Consider the following 18691-nt stretch of genomic DNA (forward strand, 5'->3'; position numbering starts at 1 on the left):
CGTTGCGGGGGGCGGCCATCTATCCGCCCTTGGTTCCGTCGAACGCGGTGACGGGTGTGGCCTCGATGTGGCGCCCGCCGGTGTCCTTGGCCTTCTTGGCGTTGAACTTCTTCTGCCTCGGATCGAACGCGTCCCGCAGGCCGTCGCCGATGAAGTTGATGCTCAGGCAGATCAGCACAATGAACAGGCCCGGGAACCAGAACAACCACGGCCGGGTGGCAAAGGCCTCCTGGTTCTGCGAAATGAGCAGCCCGAGCGACGTGTCCGGCGCCTTGACGCCGACGCCGAGGTAGCTCAGTGCCGTCTCGGTGAGGATCGCGGCGGACATCGTCAGCGTGACGTTGACGATCAGCACCCCGACGGCGTTCGGCAGGATGTGCTTGAAGATGATCCGGGCGTTGCTTGCCCCGGAGATCCGGGCCGCATCCACGAATTCGCGTTCGCGCAGCGAGAGGAACTCCCCGCGCATCAACCGGGCAAGGCCCACCCAGGTGATCAGGCCGAGGAAGATACCCAGCGCCAGGATGCCGTTGGTGCTGGCGAAGGTGGCGAACCAGCTACCGGAGTCCCGCCGGCCGGCCATCTGTGCCATCACGGCGGCAAGCAGCAGCCCCGGGATGATGATGATGACGTCGGTGAGGCGCATGAGCACCGCTTCGGTCCAGCCGCGGAAGTAGCCGGACAGTGCCCCGACCACGACGCCGACCAGGCCGGCGATGAAGCCGATTACCACCATGACGGTGATGGACTGCTGGGCGCCGCGCATGGTCATGGCGAAGAGGTCGCGGCCGATCCGGTCCTGGCCGAAGGGGTGATCGCCCCAGGCCAGCGGCCACAGCGAGGCGGTGGGCACTCCGTCGTTGACCAGGGGGGTGACCTGGTCGTGGCTGTATTTCCACCAGCCGGGGATGCCCCAGTAGCCGACGGAGGTGAAGGCCGTGACGAAGATGATGGCGAAGACGACGAGCCCGATGATGGCGCCGGAGTGGCCCAGGAACCGCTTCCGGACGATTTGGCCCTGACTCAGGCCCTTGGCCTCAAGGATTGGCTCGATGCCGGCCGCCGGCAGCCCGGCCTGTTCGGCCATGATTTCGTCCTGCTGACTTGGCTGGCTCATGCTTTTACCCTTACGCGCGGATCAAGTGCGGAGTACGCAAGGTCCGCAATGAGGTTGAAACCCATGGCTGTGATGGCGACACAGATGAAGACGCCCATCACGGGGTTGGGATCGGTGTGGGAGATGCCGTCCAGGAACAGGAAGCCCATCCCCCGGACCGAGAACACGGTCTCGGTGATGACGGCTCCGCCGATCAGCCCGCCGATGTCGAAGGCCACGATGGTGGCGATCGGGATCAGCGCGTTGCGGAAGGCGTGCCGCATCACGACGGTCCGTTCGGACAGGCCCTTGGCCCGGGCGGTCCGGATGTAGTCCATGTTCATGATTTCCAGCATTGAGGCCCGGGTGAAGCGTGTGTAGCCGGCCAGCGAAATCAGGATCAGAGCCATGGTCGGCAGGATCAGGTGCGTGAAGGAGTCCAGGCTCAGGATCCAGAAATCGCCCTCGATGTTCGGGGTGCTGGCACCGATGGTGGCGATGGGGCGGCCCCGGACGCGGCTGTTGTTGAAGTACGTGGGCCACGCCTGCATGTAGCGGTCCAGCAGGATCATGAATCCGACCAGGAACGAGGTGAGCGCTGCCGCCCGCATGGACTGCCCGCGGTCGTAGCCGCCCATCAGGAAGCCGATGCCCAGGCCGACCAGGACCGCTGCCACCGCAAGGAGCACGATCATCAGCAAGGTTGCTTCGTTGAGCAGCGGTTGGATGACGAAGTAGACCACCAGTCCGACCCCGACGGCGATCAGGGCTGACTGCAGGGCCTTGCGGTTCTTGAGTCCGGCCGAAAGGAGTGTCACGGCGAACGCAATGCCGACACCGGCAATCGCGATGACCACCGGGCCCAGCCCCGGGGTCTTGAACCACTCGGTGGCTGAGAAGTACACCAGCACGGCGGCGGCGAACAGGAAGGCCACGCCGCCGATAAGCAGCCGGCGTTTCATCTCGCCGCCGACAGCCACGGCGGTCAGGACACCGAGGACGGCGCCGATGGCGAGGGCTGCCGGGATGGGTATTTCGGGATTCCGGAGGAAGTTGTTGAACCCGATGGCGCCGTACTCCTTGAGGAGCACCGCGACCCAGAAGATCGGCAGGGAGAAGAACAGGAAGGCCATGAACGTCACGCCGTAGTCCAGCGTGCTGTACTGGCGCAGGGCCGTGATGATGCCAAGCGTGATGCCGATAAGAATCGCCAGCACGGTCGCGCCCGTGACGAGGGTCAGGGTCTGGATCAGCGCGTGTCCCAGGGCATCGGTGATGGGCTGGCCTGCGATGTTTCTGCCGAGGTCGCAGGTCCCGGCGAACGGGATCAGACACTTGGCTGCCCCGCCGAGCCACTGGAAGTACCGGAGCGGGGCGGGGGTGTCCAGTTGCAGCAGCTCGGTGCGTGCGTCCATCAGCTGCTGTTTGTTGGGCGCGCTGCTGGCGCGGAATTCCTCGAGTGGATCCCCTGACGCCGCTGTCAGGAGATACACCAGGAAGGATGCGCCAAGAAGAATGAGGGCGGCGGTAATGAGCCGCCGGACTATGTAGGTCACCATTGGAATAGAACCTCGGTATTCGGGCCCAGGGGTTGCCCGGACCGGTCGCAGAGTTTGGCCGTTTCCCCGCGGATGGTGTGGCAGGGCCCGCCATCGTGAGGGGGTGTCGCTAGAAAGGCGCCGGAACCAGAATGCCCGGTCCCGACGCCTTTAGCTAGCAAATGTCACTTGCGGTCGTCGGCTACTTCTGTGCCCATTCCCAGAAGTTCCACCAGACACCGGTCTGGTTCGGCATGTACTTCACGCCGGTGATGCGGTCGCTGTAAGCATCCACGCCGACTGCCTGGAACAGCGGCAGGCCGTAGGCGGAAGCCCAGATCTTCTGGTCGATCTGCTTGATCAGGGCATCCTGCTTGCCCTTGTCGGTGGTGACAATCAGTTCTTCCATGAGCTTGTCGGCTTCCGGATCGCTGAACTGGTTGAAGTTGGAGTCGTTGCCCGACTTGAAGATCTGCGGAACGCCGGAGACGCCGACCCCTGAGTTGATCCAGCCGAAGATGGTGGCATCGTAGCTGCCGTCGCCCAGGGCCTTGCCCCAGTCCGACTTGCCCAGACCGCCGTCGACGATCTTGAAGCCTGCCTTGGCGGCGGACTCGCTGATCAGTGCGAACATGTCAGCACGGTTGGGGTTGTCCTTGTTGTACATGATGCGGACTTCAGGCGTGGCACCGTTGAGGAGCTTCTTGGCACCTTCGATGTCAACGTCCTGGTAGGCGGAGGATCCGTTGTCCTTGACGGACTCGGTGTACAGGGCCTGGTCCGGGACGAACAGCTGGGAGTCGAGCGGCTTAGCCTCCGGGTCCAGCTTCTTGACGATCTTGTCGACGATGTCCTTGCGCGGGACGCTCTTCATGAACGCTTCGCGGACACTCTGCTCGGCAAAGACGCCGCTGTAGTTGAGGTCGATGTGGTCGTAGGAAAGCTGGTTGCCAACCTCGACCGTGACGCCCTGGCTTTCAAGGGCCTTCAGCTGCTCCACCGTGTCAGCCGAAGCCTGCGGTGCGATGATGTCGGCTTCGCCGTTCTTGAGCGCCTGAACCTGCGCGGGGGCGGAACCGATGTAGCGGACGGTGATTTCGTCCAGCTTGGCTTCCGGACCCCAGTTGTAGTCCTTGTTCTTGACCATGGTCAGGGACTGGTCCTGGTTGACACCCTTGACGATGTAGGGGCCGTTGGAGAGGTACAGGTTCGGGTCCGCCGGAAGGGTCTTGGAGTCGAAACCGGTGTTCCACATCTCCGCCATGGCCTGGAGCTGTGCATTGGCCGGCTGGGGCGCCTTGGCGTCGCCGCGCGGCATGCCCTTGACCAGGTCAACGAATGCCTTGGCATCCGCCAGACCGGCCTTCTTGGCCAGGACGTGGGCCGGGATGTCGACGCCGGGGCCGCCAATGGCGATTTCCCAGTCGGCAAAGGGCTGCGAGTACTTCAGGGTCATGGAGCGGCCGTCTTCGCCGAGTTCCGGGAAGTCCGTCAGCGCGATGCCGGTAGGGTCACCGGCGTAGGAGAAGTAGGACGTTCCGGTCTTGGCCTCGGTGTCGGCGTCGTCGTAGTAACCGGAGAAGGCGGCCCACTGCAGTACGAGGTCGGCAGCGGTAACGGGAGTGCCGTCGGACCACTTCACGCCCTCGTTGATGGTGTACTTCACTGTCAACGGGTTGTCCGAGGTCTTTTCCATCTTGCCGAACTTCTCGTTGCGGACAACGTTCAGTTTGTTGTCGATGTAGAAGAAGCCGGAGTGGGTGGCGTAGCTGATCTTGGAATTGATGTCCGTGTTGCCGTCAGCCGTGTTGGGGTTGAACGTGTTGAAAGCGTTCACCTCCACGACTGTTGCCGAACCGCCTGATTTGCTTGCTGCCGCAGCAGTGGTCGGGGTTGACCCGCCGCTGTTGCCCGCGCAGGCGCTGAGGGCGAGGGCAGCTGCTGCTGCCACACCCACTGCTTTGGAAATACGACCGAAGCGCATTCCGCCTCCTTGTTTCTGTGGTGTGGTTGAGACCGAGGCCGTAGGCACCGGGCAGACGTCCACGCTCCCCAACGGAAGTGTGGGCCGTCTCACATGGGATGAAGCGTAAACCCGAAAATCAGCTATGCGCGCGGAAAGTTGACCAGCCGTAAAGTTCGTTACCGAGCTGCAACATTCGACGGATTTATTCCATCCGGATTCCACAAGGAGTATTGACGTCCCGGAGGCCCCGGACTAATGTCCCCGGGCACAGGAAAAGCCCCGATTATCAAATCGGGGCTCCTCGAGTTAATCCTTAATTACTTGATGGAATTACCATGCCATCACACGTTGAAGCGGAACTCCACCACGTCGCCGTCGGCCATGACGTATTCCTTGCCTTCGATGCGGACCTTGCCGCGGGACTTTGCCTCGGCCATGGACCCGGCTTCGATGAGGTCGTCGAAGGAGACGACTTCGGCCTTGATAAAACCGCGCTGGAAATCGGAGTGGATCACGCCGGCCGCCTGCGGGGCGGTGTCGCCCTGGTGGATGGTCCAGGCCCGGGTTTCCTTGGGTCCTGCCGTCAGGTAGGTCTGCAGCCCGAGGGTGTGGAAGCCGACGCGGGCCAGCTGGTCAAGTCCGGATTCGTCCTGGCCGTTCATTTCGAGCATTTCGCGGGCCTCCTCCTCGTCCAGCTCGACGAGGTCGGATTCGAGCTTGGCGTCGAGGAAGATGGCGTCCGCCGGGGCCACCATGGACCGCAGCTCTTCCTGCTTCTCCGGGCTGCCCAGAATGCCTTCGTCCGCGTTGAAGACGTAGATGAAAGGCTTGGCGGTCAGGAGGCTGAGTTCCCTGAGGTGCTCCATCTCCAGCTTGTCGCTCTTGACCGAGGCAAAAATGGTGTCGCCACGTTCCAGCACGGCCTGGGCCGCCTTGATCGCGGCCAGCTCGGCGGCTTCCCGCTTCTTGATCTTGACTTCTTTTTCGATCCGGGGAATCGCATTTTCGATCGTCTGAAGATCAGCCAGGATCAGCTCGGTGTTGATGGTCTCCATGTCCGAGCCGGGATCCACCTTGCCGTCCACGTGGATGACATCGGGATCATCGAACACCCGGACGACCTGGACGATGGCCTCGGCCTCGCGGATGTTGGCGAGGAACTTGTTTCCCAGGCCCTCGCCCTCCGACGCGCCTTTGACGATCCCGGCGATGTCCACGAAGGACACCGGTGCGGGCAGCAGGCGCTGGGATCCGAAGACGGCGGCCAGCTTGGCAAGCCGCGGGTCCGGAAGACTGACGACGCCGACGTTCGGCTCGATCGTGGCGAACGGATAGTTCGCTGCGAGCACCTGGTTGCGGGTCAGTGCGTTGAAAAGAGTTGATTTGCCGACGTTGGGCAGTCCGACGATGCCAATAGTAAGAGCCACGAGTACTAATTCTACCTGCTGTGGCCGGGGAACCCCACAGCGGCACCGGAGCCTGGTTGGCCGGCTGCAGGGCGTCGGCCGGAAACTGTCACAGGGGCATGCCAGAGTGAAGGCATGGACGCTTTTGCATTGATTCTTTCCCTCCTCATGCTGCTCGTCGGCGCAGTCGCCGGCGCCGCTGTGGTCTACCTGCTGGTCCGCCGCCGGACCCTCGCTGTGGAGCAGGACTTCGACGCCGTGTCGGGCCGGCTCTCCGAGGTCAGCGCGCAGTTCGCCGCGGCTGACGCGGAAAGGCGGCTGCTGGCTGCCCAGAACCGGGAACTCGGCGAGTCCCGGAACCAGGACGGCAGCGTGCTGCGTGCCCTGGCCCCGGTGGCGGAGAAGCTCACCGCGGTACAACAGCAGGTGTCACTGCTGGAGCGCGACCGCCTGGAGCAGTACGGGCAGCTGGCCCAGCAGCTGCAGGAGGCCCGGCTGTCCGACGAACAGCTGCTGCGTTCAACGCATGCCCTGGAGTCGGCGCTGCGGTCCAACAGCGCCCGCGGCCAGTGGGGCGAAGTCCAGCTTCGCCGCGTGGTCGAGGCGGCCGGGATGCTGCGCCACGTCGATTTCCACGAGCAGGTGCACAGCGGGCAGCCGCACGGCGCCGCGACGGAGACCAGCCTCCGGCCCGACCTCGTCGTGCAGCTTCCCGGCCAGAAACAGCTCGTGGTCGACGCCAAGGTCCCGCTCGCCTCCTACCTGGCCGCGCAGGAACTTGGCGCGTCTGCCGGCGGGCACCTGCACGCACAGTCACTGGGCGGGCAGCAGGCCCATCTGCTGGCCCATGCCAAGGCCCTGAAGGCCCACGTGGACGCGCTGAGCAGCAAGAAGTACTGGGACATTCCTGGCAACTCGCCGGAACTGGTGGTCTGCTTCCTGCCGGCCGAGTCGATTCTGGCGGCCGCACTGTCCGCGGACCCGGCGCTGCTCGACTACGCCCTGTCCAAAAACGTGGTGCTGGCCTCCCCTTCGACCCTGCTGGCGGTCCTGAAGTCCGTCGCCTTCACCTGGCGCCAGGACGTCCTGACGGACAGCGCGCGCGAGCTTTTCGAACTCGCCCACCAGCTCTACGAGCGGATGGGCACCCTCGGGGACAACGTGACCAAGCTCGGCGCCTCGCTCAAAACGTCGGTGGACCGCTACAACTCCATGGTGGGAACGCTGGAGGCCCGGGTGCTGCCGACCGCACGCAAGCTCAATGCCCTGGATGCGACCGGGCTGACCACCCCCGCAGCCGTGGAGGTGACGCCGCGCTCCGTGGCTGCACCGGAACTCCAGCCCGGGAACGGGCCGGGGATTGGTTCCGGCAGCCGGCAGGCGGACGCATCCCTGGGCGATTCGGCCAATGAGGATCGGGAGTCCGCAGCCTAGGCAGCGGCGCCGCGGCGCGCCCCGGCGGAGGGGCGCGTCCTGCGACGGCTCTTAGGAGCTCTGGGCGGGGCGTGCCCCGCGGCCCCCGAGGGCGCGCGTGACGTCGCCGGCCTGCTTTAGCGTGGCGCGGAGTTCCTTTGGCAGCGAAAAGAGCAGGTCCTCCTCGGCCGTGACGACTTCCTCGACCGAGCCGTAGCCGTAGTCGGCGAGCAGTCGTAGGACATCCTTGACCAGGACTTCCGGGACCGAGGCCCCCGAGGTCACGCCGACGGTGGCCACACCCTCGAACCAGGTTTCGTCCACCTCGTTCGCAAAATCCACGCGGTAGGAGGCCTTCGCACCGTACTCCAGCGCAACCTCCACGAGCCGGACGGAGTTCGACGAGTTGGCCGATCCGACCACAATCACGAGGTCGGCCTGCGGCGAGATCTTCTTGATGGCCACCTGGCGGTTCGTGGTGGCGTAGCAGATGTCGTCGCTGGGCGGATCCTGCAGGGTCGGGAAGCGCTCCTTGAGGAGGCGGACCGTTTCCATGGTTTCGTCGACGCTGAGGGTGGTCTGGGAAAGCCAGATAACCTTCTCCGGGTCCCGGACGGTGACCTTGTCGACCTCGTGCGGGCCGTTGATGATCTGGATGTGCTCGGGGGCCTCGCCGGCGGTTCCTTCGACTTCCTCGTGACCGTCGTGGCCGATCAGCAGGATGTCGAAGTCGTCCTTCGCGAAGCGCACCGCTTCTTTGTGCACCTTGGTCACGAGGGGGCAGGTGGCGTCGATGGTCCGCAGCCCGCGGTCCTCGGCAGACTGGACCACGGCGGGTGAGACACCGTGGGCGGAGAAAATCACCAGTGCGCCCTCGGGGACCTCGTCGGTCTCGTCAACGAAGATGGCGCCCTTTTCCTCCAGGGAGCTGACCACATGCACGTTGTGGACGATCTGTTTGCGAACGTAGACCGGCGGACCGTAGTGCTCCAGGGCTTTTTCCACCGCTATGACCGCACGGTCGACGCCGGCGCAGTAGCCGCGCGGGGCCGCGAGCAGGACCCTTTTCGGGCCGGAGACGGCGGCTGAGGCCAGCACTTCCTCCGGCGTACGCCGCCGGCGCGGAACGGTTGGCATCGGAATGGAAACAGCGGTGGAGGTCATCCCCCAATGCTACCGGTGTCGGGCGGGCAGCCCTGGCCCGTCCGCAGGCGCAGGGAACCCGGGCGCGCGGCGCCGGGCATTCAGGCGCGGCGGCGTCCGCCGACGACGCGCAGCAGGAGTCCGACTGCCAGCAGCACGCCGCCGGCCACGGCCGCCATCAGGGTCCACTCTCCGAAACTTGAGCTGGCGGCCGAGACGAACTCGTTCTTGAAGATCTCCGCGACTTCGTTGCCGCTGTTGGTCCGCGTCGCCGCACCCCCGGCGGCGTCGGCGGCCAGCGTCCAGGCACCGGCCAGGACCAGTGCCCCAAGCCCGATGCCGGCCAGGACAGTCCAGCGTCGCCGGGCGGCGACGAAGGCCAGGGCGAAGGCGATGAGGGCGCCGGCGGCCGCGGCGTAGCCCATCGGGGCGAACGCAGAGACCCGGTCGAGGACCTGCCGGTGCTCGGGCTGCCCGATGGTGATCAGCAGCTGGTCGGGAGCCTCAAGCGGCAGGGTCGTCGCGTCCGCCACCTGTTTCGCCACCAGTGCAACGAGGGGCGCAAGGTCCAGGGTGAGTGTGGAAGCGCCGTCGGCCTCGGCCGGCGCCGTCGTGGGGTCGGCAATATTCAGCCGGTGGCTCTTGCGCAGGGTTTCGGTCCAGGCATCTGGGTAGCCGGGCATGGTCGTCAGGGACCGGGCGGCGCTGTCCAGGATGGGCGTAACCAGTCCGCTCAGCGCTTCGGGGATCTGCTCCGCGCCGAGACTGCCGACGGCAGCCGCAGCAAGCCGCTGCTGAAACACCGGGTCCTTGCCCAGCGGGGCGGTGAACGCCACGAAGCCATCCTCCCGGACGATGTTCCGGTCCACCCACATGGCCGGAACGGCGACCGCCGCCAGGACAAGCCCGATGAGTACCGCTACGGCCGAGACAAAAGTGCGCACGAGAATTCCTAGTTGGTTGGTGGGTAGTGCCATCCTACGGGGCGGCCCGCGGAACGATAAAAGTCAGGCCCCGATGATAGAGCTATGGATAGAGTTGAAACCGACAAGTTCGAGTTGTCTGCCGGTGCCCTCCCTGACGCGCAATCGCCGGGGTGTGCACCTGTCGGCAGCCCCGCCCCGGCAAAGGACACCCACCACATGCACAAGGCCATCTCCGCCCCGGGCTACCGGAATGTCTGAGGACGTCGCGGCGGCCACGACGGTTCCGGGCACGGCGGCGGAAACCAGCCCGGAGAACCCCTGGCCGCTGCAGCTGCTGTCCCAGAAACTCAAGATGCACATCGACCGTGCCCCGTCCGCGTGGGTCGAAGGCCAGGTCATCGAACTGAACCGGCGCGGGACCAACGCCTACCTGACGCTGCGGGACATCGACGCTGAGATCTCCCTCCCCGCCTCCGTCTGGACGAAGGTGCTCGACCGGCAGGAAACCCCGCTGGAACGCGGGTCCCGGGTCGTGGCCCTGATCAAGGCGGAATTCTGGCTCAAGACGGGCCGGCTGAACATGTCTGTGAAGGACATCCGGCCGGTGGGCCTGGGGGATCTGCTCGCCAGGATCGAGCGGCTGCGCCATGCCCTGGCCGCGGAAGGCCTGTTCTCCGACGCCCGCAAGAAGCGCCTGCCCCTGCTCCCCCACCGGATCGGGCTGATCACCGGACGCGACTCCGACGCCAAAAAGGATGTGCTGCGCAACGCCGCCCTGCGCTGGCCCGCCGTCGAATTCGAAATCCGCGAGGTGGCCGTCCAGGGCAACACCGCCGTCGCGCAGGTCATCGCCGCGCTGCGGGAGCTGGATGCGCACCCCGAGGTGGACGTGATCGTCATCGCCCGCGGCGGCGGCGCCCTGGAGGATCTGCTGCCGTTCAGCAGCGAGGAACTCATCCGGGCGGTGTCCGGCGCTTCCACCCCGGTGGTGAGCGCGATCGGTCATGAGGCGGACCGGCCGATTCTTGACGATGTCGCGGACCTGCGCGCCTCCACGCCGACCGACGCCGCCAAGCGGATCGTCCCGGACGTGGTGGAAGAGCTCGCCCGCGTGCGCCAGGCCCGGGACCAGCTCCGGCGCGGTGTCACCCGGCTGGTGGAACGTGAAACGGACCGCCTGGCCACGTTGCGGTCCCGCCCCGTACTGGCTTCCCCGGAGGTCATGGTCAGCCTCCGGCACGACGACGTCGAACGGCTCAAGGGCCGCGCCCGGTCGGCCGTCACCGCCGCCGTCGTCCGGGCCGCCGACCAGCTGGTTCACCTCAAAGCCCAGGTCCGTGCACTCTCGCCGCAAAAGACGCTGGACCGGGGGTACGCCGTGGTCCAGCTCGCCGACGGCGGCGCGGTCCCCGGCACCCGCCGGGACGTTGTCCGGCACCCGGACCAGGCACCGCCGGGCACTCCGCTGGCCGTCCGCGTGGCCGGGGGCCGTTTCACCGCGGAGTCGACCGGCGGCCAGGAACCCGCCGAAGACGCATAGGCCATCCCATCCGAACCATCCGTCCCGCGGGACACAGCAAGGAGCAGCACGCCATGGCAGTAGAAACAACGCCCAACGCCGACATTGAGGCTCTGAGCTACGAGGAGGCCCGCGAGCAGCTCGTCGGCATCGTTACCAGGCTCGAGGCCGGCGGCGCGAGCCTGGAGGAGTCGCTGGCGCTCTGGGAACGTGGCGAGGCGCTGGCCAAGCGCTGCGAACAGTGGCTCGAGGGTGCCCGCAAACGCCTGGCCGCGGCCCGCGACCAGCCCCCTCAGGACGGCTAGCCGGGCGCCGGCCGGTCAGGAGCGCAGAACCAGTTCCCGTTCCGTCGGGACGTCAAGGTCCGGAACCGGCCACTGCAGTTTGAGGCCCTCCAGCGCGTCGAGCAGAAGCTGCTGGACGGCGATCCGGGCGTACCACTTCTTGTTGGCGGGGACCACGTGCCACGGGGCGGCCTCGGTGCCCGTCCGCTCGAATGCCTTCTGGTAGGCGTCCATGTAGTCGCTCCAGAATGCGCGTTCCAACAGGTCGTTGCTGCTGTATTTCCAGAGCTTCGACGGATCATCCAGCCGCGCGAGCAGCCGTTCCTTCTGCTCGTCCTGGCTGATGTGGAGCATAACTTTGACGATCTTGGTGCCGGACGCCGTCTGCCTCGCCTCGAATTCGTTGATCGCGGTGTAGCGCCGCTCCAGTTCCTTCGGATCTGCCCAGCGGTGGACGCGGTGGATCAGGACGTCTTCGTAATGCGACCGGTCAAAGACCCCCACCATCCCGGCGGCCGGCACTTCCTTCTCGATCCGCCAAAGGAAGTCGTAGGACTTTTCTTCCGGCGTGGGCGCCTTGAACGACTTCATCTTCACGCCCTGCGGGTTCATGGCGCCCATGACGTGCGTTACGATCCCGCCCTTGCCGGCCGTATCCATGGCCTGCAGGATCAGCAGGATGCGCTTGGTGCCGCCGAAGCGCGATTCGGCGAAAAGCTGTTCCTGGAGCTGGGCGAGATTGTCGTCCAGGTCGTCGAGCAGCACCTCGCCGTCGTTCTTGTCCCCCGGGTAGCCCGGCGTGGAGTCCGGGTCCGTGTCCGCCAGGCTGAAGCCCTTGCCCACCTTCAGAGTGTCGGAGGGGCGCTCCTTGAATCTCACGACGTCTGACATCCCTTGCCTCTTTCCGGTTCCGGCAGACGCCGTTCGGACCGCCGGAGAACCGCCCGCGCCGCGCTGCTGAGCCTAGGCTAGTTCCCCTTGTACCGGCTCAGGAAGTCCGCCATGCGGTTAATGGCCTCTTCGAGATCCTTCACCAGCGGCAGGGTGACCATCCGGAAGTGGTCCGGGCGGACCCAGTTGAAGGCCCGCCCGTGGGAGACCAGGATCTTCTGCTCGCGCAGCAGGTCCAGGACGAACTTCTCATCGTCACGGATGTGGAAGACCTCGGGGTCCAGCTTCGGGAAGAGGTACATGGCGCCCCGGGCCTGCTGCGTGCTGACCCCGGGGATGGCGTTGAGCATGTCATAGGCCTTGTTCCGCTGTTCCAGCAGCCGCCCGCCCGGCAGGATCAGGTCGTTGATGCTCTGGTAGCCGCCGAGCGCCGTCTGGATCGCGTGCTGGGCCGGGACGTTGGCGCACAGGCGCATGTTCGCGAGCAGGCTGATGCCCTCGAGGTAGTCCGCGGCGTCCTTCTTCGGCCCGGAAATGGCCATCCACCCGGCCCGGTAGCCGCAGACGCGGTAGGCCTTGGACAGGCCGCTGAACGTCAGGCAGAGGACGTCGTCGCCGGTGAGGCTTGCCATGTTCACGTGGACAGCGTCCTCGTAGAGGATCTTCTCGTAGATCTCGTCGGCGAAGAGGACCAGGCCGTGCTTCTCGGCCAGGGCCACGATCTTCTTGAGGGTGTCCTCGGGATAGACGGCGCCGGTGGGGTTATTGGGGTTGATCACCACAATGCCCTTGGTGCGCGGGGTGATCTTGGCTTCCAGGTCCTCCAGGTCCGGCTGCCAGCCGGAGTCCTCGTCGCACAGGTAGTGCACGGGCCGGCCGCTGGCAAGGGCCACCGAGGCCGTCCACAGCGGGTAGTCCGGGGTGGGGATCAGGACCTCGTCGCCGTCGTTGAGCAGCGCCATAAGGGACATCGTGATGAGCTCGCTCACACCGTTGCCCAGATAGATGTCATCGACGTGGATGTTCTGGATTCCGCGGGTCTGGTAGTACTGCGAGACGGCCGTGCGGGCGGAGAAGATGCCGCGGGAGTCGCTATAGCCCTGCGCATGCGGCAGATGGCGGATCATGTCCACCAGGATCGCGTCCGGGGCTTCAAATCCGAACGGTGCCGGGTTCCCGATGTTCAGTTTGAGGATGCGGTGACCCTCCGCCTCCATCTGCTGGGCGGCCTGAAGAATCGGTCCACGGATGTCGTAGAGGACATTATGAAGCTTGGTGGACTGCTTGAATTCTGCCATTCATCAAATATGCCATATGGCGGATGGACTTCCGCCGAGACCTGTCTCACAGGGGTGTCCCGCCGTCACAGGCGGAAAGTACGACGGCGGCCGCCGGGCTCCCCCGTGAACCGAGGAGCCCGGCAGCCGCCGTCGTGCGTCAGGAAGGTCCGGGAGTGCCCCTTACTTGACCAGGCCCTTGTCCTTGAGCCAGGCGGCGGCAGCGTCCTTGGGATTCTGCTTCTGGCTGCCGCTGACGGCCCGGTTGAGGTTGATCAGGTCCTCGGTGGTGAGGACCTTGGACACAGCGTTCAGGGTTTCCTTTGCCTGGTCGGTCATCTTCGCCGTGTTGTACAGCGGGAGGACCTGCTGGGCGATGAAGTTGTTCTTCGGGTCCTCGAGCACGACCAGGTCGTTGTCCGCGATGGACGGTGTGGTGGTGTAGATGTCGGCCACCTGGATCTGGTCGGAGAGCAGGGCCTTGAGCGTGACGGCACCGCCGCCGTCGCTGAACGGCTCAAGCTTCTTGGGCACGCAGTTGTAGTTCTTCGCCAGGCCCGGGAGCCCGTAGGCGCGTTCGGCGAAGGTCGCCGGGGCGCCCACCACGAGTTCGCTGCAGACCTTGGCGAGGTCCTCGATCGACTTCAACTGGTACTTCTCCGCGGTGGCTTTCGTGACTACCATCGCGTCCTTGTCCTCCGCCTTGGAGGGCTCCAGCACGGCCAGTCCCTCCGGCAGCTTGCCGGGCAGGGCCTTGTAGATGTCCTCGGCCGAGACCTCCGTGGCGTCCTTGTTGACGTGCAGCAGCAGGTTTCCGCTGTAATCGGGGATGACGTCCACCGATCCGTCCTGGACGGCCTTGAAGTAGACCTCACGGGAACCGATGTTCGGCTTGGTGCTTGCAGTGACGCCGGCCCCGTTCAGCGCACCGGCGTAGACCTCTGCGATGATCTGGCTCTCGGGGAAATCGGCGGAACCGATCACCAGGGCAGAGCCCGACGCGGAGGTGGCCCCGCCCGTGGCGGGTGAGGTCGAGAGCGGATCTGATGAGCCTCCGCAGGCGGACAGTGCCATGGCCAGGCCGACGCCGGCGGCCAGGCCGCCGAATGCGCGCCTGCCGAGTGCTCGTTGGCGGGTTTTCTTCATGACGTACCTCCTTGAACAACAGTCCCCGCTGGTACAGGGTCTGTGAGATCAACCGCAGCCTGCTGGCTCCGGTTTGGCTGGGAAGAGGCCCCCTGGGACAGGAACAGCCTCTGGATAAGGGCAAGGACAAGGTCCACGGCGATGGCGAGTCCGGCGATGAGCAGGGACCCGCCCAGCATCTGGGGGAAGTCGGACAGCACAAGCCCGTCGAACAGGTACCGTCCGAGGCCGCCGAGGTTGATGTACGCCACCACCGAGACAGTGGCGATGGCCTGGAGCACACCGGTCCGGAACCCGCCGAACATCACCGGCAGGGCGTTGGGGAACTCGGCGCGGAAGAGGACCTGCAGCTCGGTCATGCCCATGGCCCGTGCGGCGTCGACGACGTTCCGGTCCACGCTGGCGATGCCGGCGTAGGTGCCGGCGAGCAGCGGCGGGACTGTCAGGATCACGAGGGCCCAGACCGGCGGCATCAGCCCGATGCCCGCGAGCAGCACGAAAAGTGTGAGCAGGCCCAGGGTCGGCAGGGCCCGGAGGGCGCCGGCGACGGCCACGGCGGCGACCCGCCCGCGGCCGGTATGCCCTACGTACAGGCCAACGGGGACGGCGATGGCGGTGGCGATTAGCATGACCAGGCCCGTATACAGCAGGTGCTCGGCCAGCCGTTCCGGGATTCCGGCGCTGCCGGACCAGTGCTCCGGATTGCCGAGCCAGTCAAAGGTGTCCGTGACGGTGTTGCTCATGAGGTGCCGCCCGCAGTCCGTGAGTCGGACACCCGCAGGGCTGCGGCAGCCGGGCCCGCCGTGGCCTGGCCGGCGCCGGAAACGGTGCCGGTGGTGGCCGCAGCGCGGGTCCAGGGGGTCAGCAGCCGTTCGAGCAGGACCAGGATGGCGTCCATCAGCAGGGCCAGGATGAGGATGGCGATGATGCCCACCACCACTTCGGTGACGAAGTCGCGCTGCAGGCCCGAGGTGAAGAGCATCCCGAGGTTGCCGATGCCGAGCAGGGCCGCGACGCTGACCAGGGAGATGTTGCTGACGGAGACCACGCGCAGGCCGGCGAACAGCACCGGCAGGGACAGCGGCAGATCGATCTGCAGGAAGCGGGCAAGCGGCTTGAACCCCATGGCAACGGCGGCCTGCCGGAGGTCCTCGTCCACCGAGTCAAAGGCGTCCAGGGTGGCGCGCACCAGGAGGGCGACGGCGTAGATGGTCAACGCCACCACAACGTTGAGGGGATCCAGGATCCGGGTTCCCAGGATGGTTGGCAGGATGATGAAGAGCGCCAGTGAAGGGATCGTATACAGCAGCGAGGAAGCCGTCAGGACCACGGAACGGAGCACGCGGTTCTGCCGGGCAACTTGGGCCAGCGGGACGGCAATCAGCACCCCAAACACCATTGGCAGGATGGAGAGCACAAGGTGCTGGCCGGCGAGGCTGAACACCTGCGCGCTGTTGGCCAGGAACCAGTCCATCAGAGCGCGCCCTGCCGGACCCGGCGGTCCGATTCGATCACGGCGAGAACTTCTTCGGCGGTGATGACACCGGCCACCCGGCCGTCTGCGTCGACGGCGACGCCCAGCCCGGAGGGCGAGGAGAGCGCCGCGTCGAGGGCGCGCCGGAGGGTGTCGCCCTTGCGGAAGAGGGATCCGCCGGGAACCGTCGCGGTGCCCTTGCCCGGGCCCGACCAGCCGAGCGGTCGCAGGTCATCGTCGACCACCAGTTGCCAGTCGGCCGACGCGTTGCCGTCATGCTCGAGTTCGGCGGTGGTGATCGTCCTGGCCCGGTGCACGGTCACCCCGTCGGACGGGCTGAAGCCCAGGTGCCGGAAGCCGCGGTCCCGGCCCACGAAGGACGCCACGAAGTCGCTGGCCGGGGCGCGCAGGATTTCCTCCGGGGTGGCGTACTGCGCGAGTTTTCCGCCGAGGCCGAACACCGCCACCTTGTCCCCGAGCACGGTGGCCTCGTCAATGTCGTGGGTGACGAAGACAATGGTCTTGGCCAGGTCGCGCTGGAGCCGCAGGAGTTCCTGCTGGAGTTCTTCGCGGACCACGGGGTCCACGGCGCTGAAGGGCTCATCCATGAGCAAAACGGGAGGGTCGGCGGCGAGCGCCCGTGCCACTCCCACGCGCTGCTGCTGGCCGCCGGAGAGCTGTGAGGGGTACCGTTTGCCCAGCGCAGATGCCAGCCCGACGACGTCGAGCAGCTCCTGCGCACGCTTCCGAGCCTCGGCCTTGGGCACGCCGTTGAGCCGGGGCACGGTGGCAATGTTGTCCAGCACGGAGCGGTGCGGCATCAGCCCGGAGGACTGCATGACGTAGCCCATGGAACGGCGCAGCTTGGCGGCCGGCACCGAGGTGACATCCTCACCGCCCACGGTGATGGTTCCGGAGGTCGGCTCGACCATGCGGTTGATCATCCGCAACGAGGTTGTCTTGCCGCAGCCCGAGGGCCCGACGAAAACCGTGATGGCACCCTTGTCGATGGACATGGTCAGGTCATCCACGGCAGGTTGACCGCTCTGGTACTGCTTGGTGACGCTCTGGAACTCGATCATGGCTTCAGCCATTTCCGGGCTTACCTAACTGTTGGCGGCAACATCGGACGTTCCAGCCAACTGATCATAGACACGCTGATTTTTGGCTGTAAAGCAGGTAGAACCCAGCCTAGCCAGCGCGGCTGACAAAGTCAGGGATATCGTCAAGGGCGCAGTGGCTGACGTTGCTATTCGTAGGACAGGCGATTTTGGATGGGTGCTGCGCCGGAAAGTTTTCCGCCGCAGCACCCATCCACCGCCATGGGGGCGCTACACCTGCAACGCGGGGTCACATCGCGCCCATTCCATCGGGCGGCATGGGCCGCAAGTGACCCCGCGTTGCTTCTGGGCACTCGACTCCCGGTCAGCGGGTGCCGCCCGGGTGCCGGCCCCGGCCTTTGCCGCCGCCCTTTGCACCGCGCCTTTCAGCCTTCTCGTGGCTGTCCCGTTCTGCCGAGCGCTGGCTCTTACCGGCGGCCGATATCGTCTGGTGCCACTCCCGTGAGTAGGCGCGGCGGGCGGCAGCATCGTGCCGCCGTGCCAGGGCTGCGAGTTCACGCTGGAGTTTGAGGTAGCTCGCCCAGTGCCGGTTATCGAGGGAGCCGTCCGCGAGGGCGGCCTGCACGGCACAGCCGGGTTCCCGGCCGTGGGCGCAGTCGGAGAACCGGCACCGCCGGAAGAGCTCCTCGAGATCGCCGAACATCTCCGCCATCCCGCCGTCGGCGTCGAACAGCCCGAAGCCGCGGACCCCCGGGGTGTCCATCAGAACGGCACCGCCGGGCAAAGGGACGAGTTCGCGGGACGCGGTGGTGTGTTTGCCCCTGCCGTCACGGGCGCGGACCGCCCCGGTTTCCTGGACCGGGGCGCCAACGAGGGCGTTGATGAGAGTGGACTTCCCGGCCCCGGAGGGACCCAGCAGCACGAGGGTGCCGCCGGGAGGGAGGTGGCCCAGCAGTTCGTCGAGGCCGTCGCCGTGTTCCGCGGAGGTGGTGACCACCGCGACGCCGGCCGCCTGGAGGATCACCTTGCCCACGACATCGTCGGCAAGGTCGGCAAGGTCCGCCTTGGTGATGATGACGAGCGGGGTGGCGCCCGAGTCCCAGGCCGCGACGAGGGTGCGTTCGAGCCGGTTGTGGGTGAGCGGCCGGTCCACGGGGACCACAACGCCGACGATGTCCATGTTGGCGGCGAGGACCTGCGCCTCCGACGAGGCGTCAAAGGCGCGTTTGCGGCTCAGTTCCGAGTGCCGCGGCAGAACTCCCGTGATGGCAGGCTCCCCCGCGGTGTTCGATCCCAGCCAGACCCAGTCCCCGCTCGCGGGCGTCTCCCCGGTACCGGGGTAGGGCAAATGGAGGGTCTGATCGTGTGCGGCGACAAGGACCAGGTTGCGGTCCACGCGGATGACCCGGCCAGCGCCCGTGCCGCCCGCCACGGGGTGGGCCGCGAAACGTTCGGCCACGGCGGCGGTGAAGCCGTAGCCAGCCGGACCGGCGGGAGGGTTGGTGATGGTGTGCGGGGCGCCGGACGCGCCCGGACGTGCAGCAGGACGTG

17 protein-coding genes are annotated in these 18691 nt (G+C 66.2%); 4 read left to right on the forward strand and 13 right to left on the reverse strand.

Annotation, left to right across the window (positions count from 1 at the left end; all coding sequences use genetic code 11):
- Nucleotides 1–19: 19 nt before the first annotated feature.
- The 4 genes from ASPU41_RS00150 to ychF form a co-directional block, all read right to left on the reverse strand.
- A complete protein-coding gene (locus ASPU41_RS00150) occupies nt 20–1117 on the reverse strand; it encodes an ABC transporter permease (RefSeq protein ID WP_231941124.1) in 1098 nt (365 codons plus the stop codon).
- Nucleotides 1114–2655, reverse strand: coding sequence for an ABC transporter permease (locus ASPU41_RS00155; protein ID WP_069949188.1), 1542 nt, complete (start codon nt 2653–2655; stop codon nt 1114–1116). The genes ASPU41_RS00150 and ASPU41_RS00155 overlap by 4 nt, the downstream gene beginning before the upstream one ends.
- A gap of 181 nt (nt 2656–2836) precedes the next feature.
- The gene (locus ASPU41_RS00160; protein WP_069949189.1) at nt 2837–4618 is read right to left on the reverse strand and encodes an ABC transporter family substrate-binding protein; all 1782 of its coding nucleotides are present in this window, start codon (nt 4616–4618) and stop codon (nt 2837–2839) included.
- A 323-nt stretch (nt 4619–4941) separates the two neighbouring features.
- Complete coding sequence (gene ychF / locus ASPU41_RS00165) at nt 4942–6027, reverse strand: redox-regulated ATPase YchF (protein WP_069949190.1); 1086 nt, start codon at nt 6025–6027, stop codon at nt 4942–4944.
- A gap of 114 nt (nt 6028–6141) precedes the next feature.
- On the opposite strand from ychF, the gene ASPU41_RS00170 reads away from it, so the two are divergent.
- A complete protein-coding gene (locus tag ASPU41_RS00170; protein ID WP_069949191.1) occupies nt 6142–7440 on the forward strand; it encodes a DNA recombination protein RmuC in 1299 nt (432 codons plus the stop codon).
- Between the two features lie 51 nt (nt 7441–7491).
- Here ASPU41_RS00170 and ASPU41_RS00175 read toward each other — a convergent pair whose 3' ends face one another.
- Nucleotides 7492–8583, reverse strand: coding sequence for a 4-hydroxy-3-methylbut-2-enyl diphosphate reductase (locus ASPU41_RS00175; protein ID WP_069949192.1), 1092 nt, complete (start codon nt 8581–8583; stop codon nt 7492–7494).
- Nucleotides 8584–8663: 80 nt separating this feature from the next.
- Complete coding sequence (locus ASPU41_RS00180; protein WP_083266277.1) at nt 8664–9506, reverse strand: hypothetical protein; 843 nt, start codon at nt 9504–9506, stop codon at nt 8664–8666.
- A gap of 84 nt (nt 9507–9590) precedes the next feature.
- Between ASPU41_RS00180 and ASPU41_RS22445 the strand changes: the two genes are divergently transcribed.
- The 3 genes from ASPU41_RS22445 to ASPU41_RS00190 are packed head-to-tail and all read left to right on the forward strand — an operon-like array spanning nt 9591 to nt 11312.
- Nucleotides 9591–9746: a hypothetical protein gene (locus tag ASPU41_RS22445; RefSeq protein WP_157356887.1), complete on the forward strand. Its 156-nt coding sequence runs from the start codon at nt 9591–9593 to the stop codon at nt 9744–9746.
- Nucleotides 9739–11028 (forward strand): exodeoxyribonuclease VII large subunit, encoded by a 1290-nt coding sequence (gene xseA, locus ASPU41_RS00185; RefSeq protein ID WP_069949193.1) that lies wholly within the window; start codon nt 9739–9741, stop codon nt 11026–11028. Before ASPU41_RS22445 ends, xseA begins: the two co-directional genes overlap by 8 nt.
- Before the next feature lie 53 nt (nt 11029–11081).
- The gene (locus tag ASPU41_RS00190) at nt 11082–11312 is read left to right on the forward strand and encodes an exodeoxyribonuclease VII small subunit (RefSeq protein ID WP_069949194.1); all 231 of its coding nucleotides are present in this window, start codon (nt 11082–11084) and stop codon (nt 11310–11312) included.
- A gap of 15 nt (nt 11313–11327) precedes the next feature.
- Here ASPU41_RS00190 and ASPU41_RS00195 read toward each other — a convergent pair whose 3' ends face one another.
- From ASPU41_RS00195 to rsgA, 7 genes are all read right to left on the reverse strand, one after another.
- Nucleotides 11328–12182 (reverse strand): PPK2 family polyphosphate kinase, encoded by an 855-nt coding sequence (locus tag ASPU41_RS00195; protein WP_069949195.1) that lies wholly within the window; start codon nt 12180–12182, stop codon nt 11328–11330.
- A gap of 77 nt (nt 12183–12259) precedes the next feature.
- Nucleotides 12260–13480: a pyridoxal phosphate-dependent aminotransferase gene (locus tag ASPU41_RS00200; RefSeq protein WP_069949196.1), complete on the reverse strand. Its 1221-nt coding sequence runs from the start codon at nt 13478–13480 to the stop codon at nt 12260–12262.
- Nucleotides 13481–13642: 162 nt separating this feature from the next.
- Nucleotides 13643–14605 carry an ABC transporter substrate-binding protein gene (locus ASPU41_RS00205; protein WP_069949197.1) on the reverse strand — a complete coding sequence of 321 codons (963 nt, stop codon included), beginning with the start codon at nt 14603–14605 and terminating at the stop codon, nt 13643–13645.
- Nucleotides 14602–15348, reverse strand: a complete 747-nt coding sequence (locus tag ASPU41_RS00210) for an ABC transporter permease (RefSeq protein WP_069949198.1) — start codon at nt 15346–15348, stop codon at nt 14602–14604. Before ASPU41_RS00210 ends, ASPU41_RS00205 begins: the two co-directional genes overlap by 4 nt.
- A complete protein-coding gene (locus ASPU41_RS00215) occupies nt 15345–16079 on the reverse strand; it encodes an ABC transporter permease (RefSeq protein ID WP_069949199.1) in 735 nt (244 codons plus the stop codon). Before ASPU41_RS00215 ends, ASPU41_RS00210 begins: the two co-directional genes overlap by 4 nt.
- Entirely contained in the window at nt 16079–17173 is a 1095-nt protein-coding gene (locus tag ASPU41_RS00220; RefSeq protein ID WP_069949200.1) for an ABC transporter ATP-binding protein, read from the reverse strand. Before ASPU41_RS00220 ends, ASPU41_RS00215 begins: the two co-directional genes overlap by 1 nt.
- Nucleotides 17174–17504: 331 nt before the next feature.
- Complete coding sequence (gene rsgA, locus ASPU41_RS00225; RefSeq protein WP_069952377.1) at nt 17505–18647, reverse strand: ribosome small subunit-dependent GTPase A; 1143 nt, start codon at nt 18645–18647, stop codon at nt 17505–17507.
- Between the last annotated feature and the right edge of the window lie 44 nt (nt 18648–18691).

The sequence above is a fragment of the Arthrobacter sp. U41 genome (assembly GCF_001750145.1).
GTDB lineage: Bacteria > Actinomycetota > Actinomycetes > Actinomycetales > Micrococcaceae > Arthrobacter.

Excerpts from the sequence above, each read along its gene's own strand:
- ASPU41_RS00205 (WP_069949197.1), bottom strand. The coding sequence starts at position 14,605 with ATGAAGAAAACCCGCCAACGAGCACTCGGCAGGCGCGCATTCGGCGGC.
- xseA (WP_069949193.1), top strand. The coding sequence starts at position 9,739 with ATGTCTGAGGACGTCGCGGCGGCCACGACGGTTCCGGGCACGGCGGCG.
- ASPU41_RS00160 (WP_069949189.1), bottom strand. The coding sequence starts at position 4,618 with ATGCGCTTCGGTCGTATTTCCAAAGCAGTGGGTGTGGCAGCAGCAGCT.
- ASPU41_RS00195 (WP_069949195.1), bottom strand. The coding sequence starts at position 12,182 with ATGTCAGACGTCGTGAGATTCAAGGAGCGCCCCTCCGACACTCTGAAG.
- ASPU41_RS00200 (WP_069949196.1), bottom strand. The coding sequence starts at position 13,480 with ATGGCAGAATTCAAGCAGTCCACCAAGCTTCATAATGTCCTCTACGAC.
- ASPU41_RS00150 (WP_231941124.1), bottom strand. The coding sequence starts at position 1,117 with ATGAGCCAGCCAAGTCAGCAGGACGAAATCATGGCCGAACAGGCCGGG.
- ASPU41_RS00210 (WP_069949198.1), bottom strand. The coding sequence starts at position 15,348 with ATGAGCAACACCGTCACGGACACCTTTGACTGGCTCGGCAATCCGGAG.
- ASPU41_RS22445 (WP_157356887.1), top strand. The coding sequence starts at position 9,591 with ATGGATAGAGTTGAAACCGACAAGTTCGAGTTGTCTGCCGGTGCCCTC.
- ASPU41_RS00170 (WP_069949191.1), top strand. The coding sequence starts at position 6,142 with ATGGACGCTTTTGCATTGATTCTTTCCCTCCTCATGCTGCTCGTCGGC.
- ASPU41_RS00175 (WP_069949192.1), bottom strand. The coding sequence starts at position 8,583 with ATGACCTCCACCGCTGTTTCCATTCCGATGCCAACCGTTCCGCGCCGG.
- ASPU41_RS00220 (WP_069949200.1), bottom strand. The coding sequence starts at position 17,173 with ATGGCTGAAGCCATGATCGAGTTCCAGAGCGTCACCAAGCAGTACCAG.
- ASPU41_RS00155 (WP_069949188.1), bottom strand. The coding sequence starts at position 2,655 with ATGGTGACCTACATAGTCCGGCGGCTCATTACCGCCGCCCTCATTCTT.
- ASPU41_RS00190 (WP_069949194.1), top strand. The coding sequence starts at position 11,082 with ATGGCAGTAGAAACAACGCCCAACGCCGACATTGAGGCTCTGAGCTAC.
- ASPU41_RS00215 (WP_069949199.1), bottom strand. The coding sequence starts at position 16,079 with ATGGACTGGTTCCTGGCCAACAGCGCGCAGGTGTTCAGCCTCGCCGGC.